This is a genomic window from Vibrio sp. ABH4_348, from assembly GCF_056159765.1.
Window position 1 is genome coordinate 1,208,751 of record NZ_JBSWVW010000001.1, and the last position, 12,586, is coordinate 1,221,336.

The 12,586-nt window shown below is 45.2% G+C and carries 11 protein-coding genes; 9 read left to right on the forward strand and 2 right to left on the reverse strand.

Annotated features, from left to right (window positions below; translation table 11 throughout):
* The first annotated feature begins 97 nt into the window (after positions 1–97).
* Positions 98–646 (forward strand): peptidoglycan L,D-endopeptidase MepK, encoded by a 549-nt coding sequence (gene mepK, locus ACXAFJ_RS05415; protein WP_475321953.1) that lies wholly within the window; start codon positions 98–100, stop codon positions 644–646.
* Positions 647–745: 99 nt separating this feature from the next.
* The gene (locus ACXAFJ_RS05420) at positions 746–1,402 is read left to right on the forward strand and encodes an MBL fold metallo-hydrolase (protein WP_475321954.1); all 657 of its coding nucleotides are present in this window, start codon (positions 746–748) and stop codon (positions 1,400–1,402) included.
* A 27-nt stretch (positions 1,403–1,429) separates the two neighbouring features.
* Here the strand turns inward: ACXAFJ_RS05420 and ACXAFJ_RS05425 are convergent, their stop codons facing one another.
* Positions 1,430–2,089: a DUF2982 domain-containing protein gene (locus ACXAFJ_RS05425; RefSeq protein WP_475321956.1), complete on the reverse strand. Its 660-nt coding sequence runs from the start codon at positions 2,087–2,089 to the stop codon at positions 1,430–1,432.
* Between the two features lie 222 nt (positions 2,090–2,311).
* Here ACXAFJ_RS05425 and ACXAFJ_RS05430 point away from each other — a divergent pair, with 222 nt between their 5' ends.
* The 7 genes from ACXAFJ_RS05430 to ACXAFJ_RS05460 all read left to right on the forward strand — a co-directional run bounded on the left by ACXAFJ_RS05430 (position 2,312) and on the right by ACXAFJ_RS05460 (position 9,627).
* Entirely contained in the window at positions 2,312–2,683 is a 372-nt protein-coding gene (locus tag ACXAFJ_RS05430) for a MarR family transcriptional regulator (RefSeq protein WP_475321957.1), read from the forward strand.
* 359 nt (positions 2,684–3,042) lie between these two features.
* Positions 3,043–4,167: a TRAP transporter substrate-binding protein gene (locus ACXAFJ_RS05435; RefSeq protein ID WP_475321958.1), complete on the forward strand. Its 1,125-nt coding sequence runs from the start codon at positions 3,043–3,045 to the stop codon at positions 4,165–4,167.
* Between the two features lie 121 nt (positions 4,168–4,288).
* Positions 4,289–4,828: a TRAP transporter small permease subunit gene (locus ACXAFJ_RS05440; protein ID WP_475321960.1), complete on the forward strand. Its 540-nt coding sequence runs from the start codon at positions 4,289–4,291 to the stop codon at positions 4,826–4,828.
* A gap of 11 nt (positions 4,829–4,839) precedes the next feature.
* Positions 4,840–6,123 carry a TRAP transporter large permease gene (locus ACXAFJ_RS05445; protein ID WP_475321961.1) on the forward strand — a complete coding sequence of 428 codons (1,284 nt, stop codon included), beginning with the start codon at positions 4,840–4,842 and terminating at the stop codon, positions 6,121–6,123.
* Between the two features lie 88 nt (positions 6,124–6,211).
* The gene (locus ACXAFJ_RS05450) at positions 6,212–7,570 is read left to right on the forward strand and encodes a cache domain-containing protein (RefSeq protein ID WP_475321962.1); all 1,359 of its coding nucleotides are present in this window, start codon (positions 6,212–6,214) and stop codon (positions 7,568–7,570) included.
* Positions 7,560–8,195: a response regulator gene (locus ACXAFJ_RS05455; protein ID WP_475321964.1), complete on the forward strand. Its 636-nt coding sequence runs from the start codon at positions 7,560–7,562 to the stop codon at positions 8,193–8,195. Before ACXAFJ_RS05450 ends, ACXAFJ_RS05455 begins: the two co-directional genes overlap by 11 nt.
* 109 nt (positions 8,196–8,304) lie before the next feature.
* Positions 8,305–9,627, forward strand: a complete 1,323-nt coding sequence (locus ACXAFJ_RS05460; RefSeq protein ID WP_475321965.1) for an ABC transporter substrate-binding protein — start codon at positions 8,305–8,307, stop codon at positions 9,625–9,627.
* A 53-nt stretch (positions 9,628–9,680) separates the two neighbouring features.
* Here the strand turns inward: ACXAFJ_RS05460 and ACXAFJ_RS05465 are convergent, their stop codons facing one another.
* Positions 9,681–12,509, reverse strand: a complete 2,829-nt coding sequence (locus tag ACXAFJ_RS05465) for an Hsp70 family protein (RefSeq protein ID WP_475321966.1) — start codon at positions 12,507–12,509, stop codon at positions 9,681–9,683.
* Between the last annotated feature and the right edge of the window lie 77 nt (positions 12,510–12,586).

Below are 12,586 nucleotides of genomic sequence, written 5' to 3' on the forward strand. Positions count from 1 at the left end.
TCGGTTAAAATTTGCACGCTTTATGCATTTGAACTTCACATAAGAGTTGGGTACCGTCGCAAACGGTATCAAATCGGAGTAAAAGTGAAGTTTAGCTATGTCGCAGATGTCTCGTCGCAAATTTTTGGGTTTATTGGGTGCGAGTGCCGCTTGTTTTGCAAGTCAGCCTACGTTTGCGCTTACTCAGCGCGATCTGCAAAAGCCTCGTGAGTTAGCTCTAACGCACTTGCATACGGGGGAGTGGTTGGAAACTTGCTACTTCGATGGCGAGAGTTATTTAGCGCCAGAACTCGATAAACTCAACTCAATTTGTCGCGATTTTAGAGCCAACCAAGTCCATCCTATGGACAAGCGCCTGTTCGACTTTATCAGCAAAATTCAAATGAAACTTGGTACTCAAGCAGAGGTAGAAATTATCTCTGGCTACCGAGCTCCAGCGACTAATGAAATGCTTCGCAAATCGAGCTCTGGCGTTGCTAAGAAAAGTTATCATATGCAAGGTAAAGCCATCGATTTTAGGCTAACGGGCGTTTCTTTATCCAAGGTGAGAGATGCAGCGGTGTCGTTAAAGAAAGGTGGAGTGGGCTATTACCCAAGTAGCAACTTTATCCACATCGATACCGGGCCAGTTCGTTACTGGACTTAGTCAAACCTAACCAAAGTGCTAATTGGTATAACTGTTGTTATCTAATCCTCCTTTTGTCATAGTGCGCCAAGATTAATCAAAAGTTATGGATAAACCTGTATGTCTCTGAAGTACAAAACCATTCCCGTTACCTCATATTCTCAAAATTGCTCAATTATTTGGTGCGATGAAACTATGAAAGGTGCCGTTGTTGATCCCGGTGGTGACGTCGACAATTTGCAACGCGAAATTCAAGCACTAGGGATTAAAGTCGAGCAAATTTTGCTAACGCACGGTCATCTTGATCACGTAGGGGGGACTGAGCCCTTAGCTGAAAAGTTAGGTGGTGTACCGATTGTAGGTCCACATGAAGCTGATCTGTTTTGGCTTCAGGGACTAGAGCAGCAAAGTCAGATGTTTGGCTTTCCACTTTGTAAAGCCTTTACCCCAACCAAATGGCTAAACGAAGGTGATGAGGTTCAAGTAGGTAATCAAACTTTATCGGTTTACCACACGCCTGGTCATACTCCGGGGCACGTAATTCTATTCAATGAAAGTGGGAAACTAGCATTTGTCGGTGATGTGCTGTTTAACGGCAGTATTGGACGCACCGACTTTCCGCAGGGTAGCTTTGATGACCTTATTTCGTCTGTGAAAACCAAACTTTGGCCACTTGGCAACGATGTCCGTTTTATCCCTGGTCATGGCCCAGAGTCAACGTTTGGCTACGAGCGACAAACCAATCCGTTTGTGGCAGACGAAATGCCGCTCTACTAGCGCCGAACAGCAATCAAAACTGACGGTTTATTGAGTGGCTGCTAGATAGCGTCTTAATAATCCAACAAAGTCTTCTAGAGGGCGGTCCAAATCGCCCTCCGCAATGAAAAAGTCATAACCATAAAACTGTCTTTGATACGCCATCCGATTTGCCATCATGGCTTGTAAGCCGGTAAACACTTCTCCACTTTCACTAACATAGTCTGTTGATTTTAAAACCATGTCTTCAAATGAGTCGGTGAGCTTAGCTTCTTGCGCTCCAACGTAAAGTAGCGCACGTTGGCCAAGCAGAATTTCGGTAGTGATTCTAGGACTCATCGCATTGAGAAACGGCCGGTAGTCTTTCAGTTTTATACCAATCCATGGCAGTGGTTTACCCCAGCCTTGTTCATTGAGCTGTACTTGACCGACGCGGCTGATGTTAGTCCAAGGAACCACCCATCCGCCTTTGAAGAAATGCTGTTGAAAATGGCTGCTGGTTAGGGTGAATTTAATGGTGCCTTTGATATGTAACCAATACAAAAAAGAACAGACACAAAGAATCGCCAAGCATCCGATAACAAAATGTCCCCAACTTTTCGCCAATAGCATGACACTGATAAAAGCAAGCGTTATGCCTACCGCCAACCAGTTTTTATAATTAGGCAGGTTTTGAAAAGGGTGATAGACAATTTGCATCGATTCCATTTTTACTTTTATCCTCCAGTTCGTCTGGTACTTGGGTATAAATATGTCCCCCAATCGAAAATGATCAGTTTTTCTAACTGCGATTGCTGAAAAGAAATGAGGGTTCAAGCTCATTTTTTGTGGCTTCAGTCGCCACGTACTACTAATTTGGGCTCCTTTTTGGTATAAAACGGCCTTTATTTTTTAACGCTGCGGATGGATGCAGCGAATCGGGAGAGACCAATGAGACTAGCTCACAAGCGCAAAGTACAACTCAAACTACAAAAGCGCATTAAAGCCGTGGCAGCAACGTCCAATCCAACTGTAACTAAAACGGCGAAGCCAGCTGTAGAAAAGAAGGTTATAAAAACAGCACCATCTAAGCCAGCAGTCGTTGAATCAGCAGTAAGCCTAACCCCTAAGCAGCAGCAAGTATTAGATATCGTGCTAGCTAACGCTGAAGGCATCAATCCAAAGGGCATTGGTCTAGCTGCAGGTCAAGAAGACGCAAAAGCGGCTTCTTGGGCGACTGGCGCACTCAAAAAATTGGTTGAAGAAAACCTAGTGGTACGTGAGCAACTTGCCGGTAACAAAGTTATCTACAAGGCCAACTAAGCTTGTGACGCCTACTATAGTGCTGTAGTTGCACACTATTTTTAACTGAAAAACTCCACCATTGCGTGGAGTTTTTTGTTTATTCACATTTGTGTCACATTTTTGACAACTGATTTGGCAAGAACATGTGTGCGTAGATCCTGCAAACCAGAACTCATTACCCATCATCACTGTATACGGTACATGATGCCTTAATGGCGTATGGACTACGTATAAATACGTAGTTTGGTGAGGTTGAATCTTTACGTAATTAAGTAAGTGTCGCGTGTTTTTGCTGATACAAATGATCTACTTGATAGTTCACTCTTTAAATGCAAATAACAACATCGTAACACTTGGTTAAAACAAAGGACGTGAACATGAGCCTGATCAGTAAATCAGTGAGCCGTGTATTAAAAGGAAGCTTAGCGGCAATCGCTGCAACGGTTTTTCTTGCCGGTTGTGGTGAGCAAAAAGCAGAAGATGCTCCTGCGGCACAAGCTGCTCCACAAAAAGTATACAAGCTTAAGCTAGCTGAAACGTGGGGACCTAACTTCCCAGTTTTTGGTGACGCGACCAAAAACATGGCGGCAATGGCGAACAAGATGTCTAATGGTCGTCTTGAAATCACTATTGACTCTGCTAACAAGCACAAAGCACCACTTGGCGTATTCGACATGGTTAAATCTGGTCAGTACGACATGGGTCACTCTGGCTCTTACTACTGGAAAGGTAAAGTACCGAACACTCTATACTTCACCTCTATGCCATTTGGTATGACGCCAGCTGAGCAATATGCTTGGTTCTACCACGGTGGTGGTATGGAACTAATGGAGAAAGTGTATTCTCCGCATAACCTTCTATCGTTCCCAGGTGGTAACACAGATATTCAGATGGGTGGTTGGTTCCAGAAAGAAATCAACTCAGTTGAAGACCTAAAAGGTCTGAAAATGCGTATTCCAGGCTTTGCTGGCGAAATCTTGGCAGAACTTGGCGCAAGCCCAACTAACATTGCACCGGGTGAGCTATATACCGCACTTGAGCGTCGTACAATCGATGCACTTGAGTGGGTAGGTCCGTCACTTGACCTTCGCATGGGCTTCCACAAGATCGCACCATACTACTACACAGGTTGGCATGAGCCAGGTTCTGAGCTTCAGTTCCTAGTGAACAAAAAAGTTTGGGAAGACCTACCAGCAGATCTACGTGAAATCCTTCGTGTAGCTATGCGTACCGCTGCGTACGACATGTACACTCAAGCGACTCACGAGAGCGGTAAAAACTGGGTTTCAATCACTTCTGAGTACCCAGATGTGAAAGTGAAAGACTTCCCACCTGCAGTTATGGACGCAATCAAAGAAGCAAACGATCGACTTCTAGCTGCGCATGCTGCTGACAATGAGCTAGCGAAAGAGATTCAAAAATCTCAAGCTGACTACCTAGAGCAAGTACGCTCGTGGACAGATATTTCGCACCGTGCTTACTTAAACAGCCAAGCAAAATAAGCCTGCTGTTTAACAAAGAATCAAAACAATAGCGGGTGTTCAGCACCCGCAAGCCCAAGAAAACCCCCTCGCACTTTGCCCCTAATTTTTAGGGGCCTTTTATCCATGTCGGGAGAATGGAATGAGAAGCCTCATATACATTGAACGAGTATTCAACAAAATCGGAGACTGGCTTGGCTGGTTGTCGAGCATGTTATTCATCTTGCTGTTGTTGAATGTCGTTTACGACGTTGTGATGCGCTATGCATTTAACAGCGTCTCTATCGCCTTCCAAGAAATGGAGTGGCACTTATTCTCAGCGGTATTCCTACTCGGTGTTCCGTATGCGATTAAAGCTAGCGGCCATGTCCGCGTTGACGTGTTCTACGAAAAGCTGTCCCATAAAGCGCAAGCGATTGTAGATATCTTAGGGACGATATTTTTCCTGTTTCCATTTTGTATTTTGGTTGCGTACTACGGTATCGATTTTGCTCAGCAAAGCTTTGAGCTGGCAGAAAAATCTGGCGATCCGGGTGGTTTAACTAACCGCTGGATTATCAAGTCCGTGATTCCGTTGTCATTCACGCTAATGGCAGTTAGTGGTGTTGGTTTGCTACTGCACTCAATAAACAAAATCGTGAACCCTCACTTAATCCATCAGTTATCCAATCAAGACAAGTAGGGACTTAGGACATGATCGGTATAGTAATGTTTTTTGTAGCCTTATTTGCGCTACTTTTAGGATTTCCTGTCGCTTTTACCTTCGGTGGTATTGCGTTAATTTTTGGTGTTTGGGCGGAAGGCTTCGACATGTTCGCCTTCATGCCGTATCGAATTCAATCGATAATGGAGAACACAGTCTTAATGGCTGTTCCTCTGTTTGTCTTTATGGGTTTAGTTCTGCAAAAAACCAAACTTGCAGAGCAGCTCCTTGAATCAATGGGCCGTCTATTTGGTGGCGTGCGCGGCGGTATCGCTATTTCAACAGTATTAGTTGGTGCCTTGTTAGCAGCTTCTACGGGTGTGGTTGGTGCTTCCGTAGTGGCAATGGGCCTTATTTCATTGCCAGTAATGCTCAAATACAACTATGACAAAGGTCTTGCGTGCGGCACCATCTGTGCATCTGGTACTCTTGGTCAGATTATTCCGCCTTCAATTGTATTGATCCTATTGGGTGACGTGCTTGGGGTTCCGGTCGGCGATTTGTTCCAAGCCGCGCTTTGGCCGGGATTGGTCCTAGTTGGTGCGTATGTGGTTTATATTCTGATTTATTCGCATCTGAATCCTGAGTCAGCAGCGCCTATTGAGCGCGATGATTCTATCAGCCGCAAAGAAGAAGTTATTAGTGCTCTTAAAGCGATTATCCCACCACTTGCACTAATTGTTGTGGTTCTGGGTTCGATTTTCGCTGGTGTGGCAACACCAACCGAATCTGCGGCTTTAGGCGGTGCGGGTGCGATTTTGCTGGCGCTGATTTATGGTCAATTCAGCTTTAGAATGGTTTACGACTCAGCAAAAGAAACCGTGAAAGTGACGGCTATGGTATTTGCCATCTTGCTAGGTGCGACAGCGTTTTCAATGGCATTTACCTACACAGGTGGTGATGAGCTAGTAGAGCAATGGATGCTACAAATCCCGGGTGAGAAATGGGGCTTCCTCATTATCACCATGATCGTGATTTTGATCCTTGGATTTTTCATTGATTTCGTAGAGATCTGTTTCATCATCGTGCCAATACTTGCCCCTGTTGCTGAGCTAATGGGTATCAATATGACTTGGTTTGCGATTTTGGTAGCAATGAACTTACAAACCTCCTTCTTGACGCCGCCATTTGGTTTTAGCTTGTTCTACCTGAAAGGTGTGGCGCCAAAAGGTGTGACAACCAATGATATCTATCGCGGGGTGATGCCATTCATTGGGATACAGATAGCTGTGCTCGCCTCAATCTTAGCTTTCCCTGGATTCTACGGAATGTGATCATTTAGTTATCCATGATGTAAAAGACTTGCTAAATTGATAGCCCACCGTCTGGTGGGCTTTGTTGTAATAGGAACCTAACCAAAGTATGTCTCTTAAAACCAAACTGATTTTACTGAGTTTGATGCCGCTGTTATTAGTTGCGGCCAGTATCAGTTGGATTGCGATCTACCAAGCCAAGCAATTGGGTGATAAAGAAGTTGAAATCTTTGAAGCCAAATTGATTGAAGCGAAAGAGAAAGCCCTCAAAGACACGGTTGATCTCGCGTTTGATGCTATTTCCCATGTGTATCTTGATGAAACGCTTCCTGAAGATATCGCTAAACAAGAAGTGAAGTCGATATTAACCAAACTCAGATATGGCACCGACGGTTACTTCTTTGCCTATGACGTCGATGGCATCAACCTTGTTCATCCCATCCTGCCAGAGCTGGTTGGCAATAACTTGATTGATATGGAAGATGAAAACGGCAATTTTTTGATTCAACTTCTGTTGGAACAAGCCCAAGGTGGTGGCGGTTATGCACAATATCTCTGGCAGAAACCATCGACAGGAGAGATAGTTCCTAAGCTGAGCTATGCGGCTTGGCTTGATAAATGGCAATGGATGATAGGAACCGGCCTTTACATCGAAGATGTGGATTTAGAAGTATCTAAGATGCAGCAGTCGGTGAATAACAATATCGAAACGACATTTTTTTCGCTAGTGGTCATCGTATTGATCACCGTCGGTTTGATCATTGTGATTACCTTAGCGGTGAATTTACATGAGCATAGGTTGGCGGATTTAAGCTTAAAAGAACTCGCGCACAAAACCGTTATGTTTCAGGAAGACGAGAAAAAACACCTGGCAAGAGAACTGCACGACGGTATTAACCAGCTTTTGGTGTCTAGTAAATGCCATCTAGAACTGTTGGGCAGTAAAATAGATGACGAAAGCCTTAAGTCTCATCTCGATAAGTCTCAGCATTCACTGCTGAGAGCCATTAACGAAGTGCGTCATATTTCCCACAAACTTAGGCCGAGTGCACTGGATGATATAGGCTTACAGGCTGCCATGAGTTCGTTGTTAGAAGACTTTCGTTCGCACTCAGAAGTCGAAATTGAATCGGTATTGGATACTCAAGCCGGTAAATTGAAGTCTGAAGTGTCGACCACTTTGTATCGAGTCGCGCAAGAATCTTTGACTAACATTGAAAAGCACGCCAACGGAAAACGAGTAACTGTGACTCTGCAGCAAATGGGCAATATGCTTCAGTTAATGATTCGCGATGATGGCGTTGGTTTTAGTGTTGATGAGGCGCTAAAACAGAGTGGAATTGGTTTGCGTAATATGCGAGAAAGGGTAGAGTTTATTGGCGGTGAGTTTGAGATAGAAAGCGAACCCGGTTTTGGCACCGAAATTACGGTTCTTCTGACACTTAATGGACTATTGCATGAAGAATGAAATTAACGTCGTGATTGTCGACGATCATCAAGTCGTACTTGATGGGTTCTTAGCTCGTTTGGAATTAGAACCAGAGATTAACGTTATCGGCACTGCCAGTAATGGGATGGAAGCGATAAGCGTGGTCGAAACTCTCAAACCAGATGTGGTGTTGATGGATGTGAGCATGCCCATTATGAATGGAATTGATGCGACTCAGCACATCAAAAATAGTGACCCAAATGCCAAAGTCTTGATGCTGACTATGCATGATAATCGAGAGTACATCATGAAAGTGATGCAGGCTGGTGCCGTTGGGTACATGCTAAAAGAAACGTCGGCAGAGAAGATGGTGTTGGCAATTAAAACTGTTAACCAAGGTTCGACTTATTTCTGTGAATCCGTTACGCAAACTCTATTTACTCAGTCTGTAGAGTTACAACCAAAAAAACAAAGTCCTTTAAGCCGTCGGGAAGAATCAGTCTTAAAACTGGTGGCTCAGGGCCATTCGAGCAAAAAAATAGCCAGTTTATTGAATATAAGCTGCCGAACGGTAGAAACGCACCGTCAAAATATTAAACACAAGCTGGACGTGTCCAGCACTGCAGAGCTCACCAAATACGCGTATGAACAAGGCTTGGTATAGCAAGCCTTTTTTGCGAACCCCTCAGGATATTTGACACAAATCTTGTAAGTCTTCTTTCCCTCATCTCCTACAATTGATTTAGCTATCAACAATATTATGAATGTAAAAGATGAAGGCAAAACCACGATTGCGCATGTTGGCGCTTAGCTTGTTGAGCGTATTCACGTTTATAAGCGCTATGGCGCAGGCAGAAGTCAAATTGACCATTGCAACCGTCGATAACCCGCACATGTTAGCCATGCAAAAACTCAGCTATGTGTACGAGGAAGCGAACCCCGGTGTGACAATTAAATGGGTGACCCTTGAAGAAGGGCTGCTGCGTAAAAAGGTGAGTCAAGATATCAAAAACCAGACCGGCGAATACGATGTGATGACCATAGGGATGTATGAAACACCCCTTTGGGGCTCGAGAGGTTGGTTGTATCAAATAGAAGATGACGAAAATTACCAAGCCAGTGATTTATTGCCTTCGGTAAGATCTGCGTTATCAGTTCAAGGTCAATTGCATGCTGTACCGTTTTACGCTGAAAGTTCAATGACCATGTACCGTTCCGATTTGGTCCAGCGTGCTGGTTTAAACATAGCGGGACGAGATAGCTGGGGACATATTCGAGATATTGCGGCCGCACTGCACAATCCAGACCAAGGTATCTATGGTATTTGTTTGCGTGGAAAACCTGGATGGGGTCAAAACATGGCACTGGTGGGAACCATAGTCAATGCGTTTGGCGGTCGATGGTTTGATGAAAATTGGCATCCCCAAATTAACAGCGGCGCGTGGCTCAATGCGATTGAATTTTACGTTGAGTTGCTTCAATCCTATGGACCAGAAAACGCTCATGATCATAGCTTTAATGAAATACTTAATCTATTTAGTAAAGGACACTGCGGAGTGTGGGTCGATGCCACGATTGCAGCATCGTATCTATCCAATCCTGCGACCAGTAAGGTCGCTCAGCAAGTGGCATTTGCGCAATCGCCGATAGCGGTTACCAGTCGCGGGTCCAATTGGTTATGGTCGTGGGCGCTTGGGGTACCTAAAGCGAGTCGGGAAGCACAAGAAGCGATCAAGTTTGTTAAGTGGGCAACGTCGAAAGAGTATATAAAGCTTGTGGCAGATAAAAACGGCTGGGGGCAAGTGCCAACGGGGACGCGCTTTTCTACTTATAACAACCCAGATTTTCAACAAGCGGTGGAGTATGCCATTGATGAACTCACAGCAATAGAAACCGCGACACCGGGAAACTCGACGCTGTTACCTTCACCTTATGTCGGCATTCAGATTGTGTCGATTCCTGAGTTTGAAGAAATCGGTAACTTTACTGGTGAACAAATTAGCTTGGCGTTGCAAGGAAAAATCACGGTTCAAGAAGCCTTGGAAGCGGCCAACAATCACGCCGATAATGTAATGAAGAAAGCGTATTACTATTAAGACCGACTTTCACAGAATTAACTAGGGCTGACGGCCCTAGTTGATTTTAAGAGCTAACTTCGAATCAATACCAAGCCTTGTGGTAAGGAGTCGCCATAAAGTTTGTTGCTGTCTTTTTGTTCAAGCTCAGCGACTTTGTAGACCATGTCATACCAAGATTTCGGGGCTTTGCTCTGGGTTAGTTTGAGCAATATTGACTCTCTAAGTTGGGGGTTGATATCGCTGGTACGGTCGCCCGTTTGACGAGCAAGGTTCGCAACTGCAAATCCTATACTTGGTTCTTGTTTCCAGTCCAATTCAAGCATAGTGTTTAACCATTTCTCAACTTGTTCTAGGGGAATCAAGTTATGTTTGCTGCCGTACATTGGAAATCTTGATCCCAAGCGTGCTAATGCCCACCAATGGCTTTGTGTGTAATTGCTTGAACGCTGTGCTTTGTTAAAAAACCAAGTCGCGAGCAGTGTTTTATCATCGTAATGCAGATGTTCGAGCGATGCTGCAAGACGAACCATGGATTCATACCCCAATGCGTGGACTTTCTTCAAGTTTGCCGCACTGTTTGTAGCACCTGGATGAAGATGTTTCGCCACCTTGGCTAAAATCATCTCTTGTTGCTCTTGGTTTAAGCCGCCGCTGACTCTACGCCAGAATACCCACCAATCTGACCAGCCTTGGTGATTTTCAAATTGGATACCTTGCTCAAACAAAGGCCAAATTTGGTCAACTCGCCACGTATCTGATAGATCTCCGAATCCTGGTCTTAAACCAAAACCTGCAAGGCGTAACCAGTTTTTCTCGTGGTCTTCACTGCGTCTACGACGTTTTCTGCCTTTGACGAGGGCATCAAAGACGGAGCGAGAGGTTTGTAGGTCCCAAGCATCTTTATTACCCAAACGCTTTTCGAGTATTTTTGCCAAACCTTTAATCTGTTTGGGATCTGCAGCTTTTTTATTACCACTGTAAGCCTGAGTGATCAGGGCTTCACACTCGTCAAATTTGGTTTTGTTGCTTGGTGAGTTGGCAGCCTTTGCATCCTCACTCGGCGCAGACTTTTTGCGCAGCTCAAAGTTCAACTCATAGGTTTTACTTGAATCCTGAACATCGTGGCAAGTGATTTCAAGGGTACCGATTGAAGTAAGCTGACAGGTTAAGGTGACTTCAATTTGTTTACGGTTTTGATGTGTGGCAGTTGTCAGCTGTGAAGATAAATGGCTCGGCGACGATTCTTTTGACTTCAATTGGTCCGCTGCAATGGTCACTACCATTGGTGGTAGGGGCGAAACCTGTTCTGCGTCTAGCGGTACGATTTGCCCATTTTTTAGCTCCTGATCTAGGTACTGAGTCGTTAGACTGGTAAAGAGATCAAAGCGTACTGGTTGACCGACCGTAAGTTGAAACCGTCGACTGGAAAGATGAAATTTCTCTCCTTCTTCTGTACCTTTGGCCATTAAACAAACCGCCTGAGGGTGCCCGGCATTGCTTTTACCCACGGAAAGCAAAAATGAGCGCGCAGACCCGCCGCCGATTTTAAGCTGCGCACCTTTTAGCGCTTTAGCGTAAGCTACAGCACCCTGCGCCACGGCAAGATCGGGTGATGGATTGTGTAGCGTTGTGACTTGTTGCCCGCGCCAATTTGTTAGCAGGGTCTGAACGCGAGATGTAATGATTGGGCTATTAAACGCACCACCATTGAGCAGCAGCGCATCAGGCACTTTGCCCTGATTATGGATATGCAAAAACTCAGCAATATGTTTACTTATTGCCGGTTCATTGGCGTAGGGCAGGCCAAACTCCACTACAGCAGCGCGTTTTTTAGCGGGTCGTTCGTCACTGCTAGTCAGCGGGAAATAACCCGTTAGCGCGATGTCTTCAACATTCGTTTTGGTAATCGGGACGGTTTTACTGCCGCCGATTAGCTTTGAGCCGGAACCCAGCAAGGTAATATTGGAACTTTCTTGCGCTGCGCCACTGAGAAGTTGCTCCTTTGCTTGGCGAGTTTGCTGAATGAGTTTTGACAACCTGGCGGCGGATAATCGACTTGAACCCAATTGCCTTTCGGCGAGATGGGCAAGGGCTAGGTCGATATTATCACCGCCCAACATCAAGTGTTCACCAACCCCTGTTCTATTTAGCGACAATGCTTGGTCAGTTTGGCTTGCTTGAATCAAACTCAGGTCGGTAGTACCACCACCGATATCAACCACCAGTATGTCGTTGATGTCATTAAGTTTTTCTTTAGCATTAGCTTGATTTCTTGCATACCAGTCGTAGACAACGGCTTGCGGCTCTTCGAGTAGATGGGGTTTACCAAGGCCGGCTAGATGACAAGCTTCAATGGTTAACGCACGAGCGGTTTCGTCAAATGAAGCAGGAACCGTCACTACCAATTCTTGTTTTTCAAGAGGGGAAGAAGAAAAGGCGTGATTCCAAGCCAAGCGAATATGATTGAGATAGCTGGCGCTGGCTATAACTGGCGACACTTTGGCAACGTCTTCGCTTGCGACCCAAGGCAGAATATCGGCACTTCTGTCAACGCCACTATGGCTAAGCCAACTTTTTGCGCTCGATACTTGTCGTCCTTCCACTTGCGACCCGAGTTGTCTTGCCCATTCACCTACAACGACATCGTTTAAATCACCGGTTAGTGGCTCGTTATCCCAAGGAAGCGACAAATTTTGGTCCTGAAACTGACCTGTCGCGGGATGGTAACGAAACGAAGGCAACTGAGGTTTGGCAACTACTTCTCCCGGACCAATAAGCTGTGGAATAGGGAATAGCTGTATCTTTGATTGTTCGAGCGGTTCGGTGTATTCACAATAGGAGACCACAATGTTTGTGGTACCTAGGTCAATACCCACTAAGAATTTACTAGGCGCAGACATCAGGCCTCCTTGTGATGAACTGTGATTTGAAACTTAAACGTACCCCAAACGAGTTCGGGGTAAGCTTTGGTTGCAAT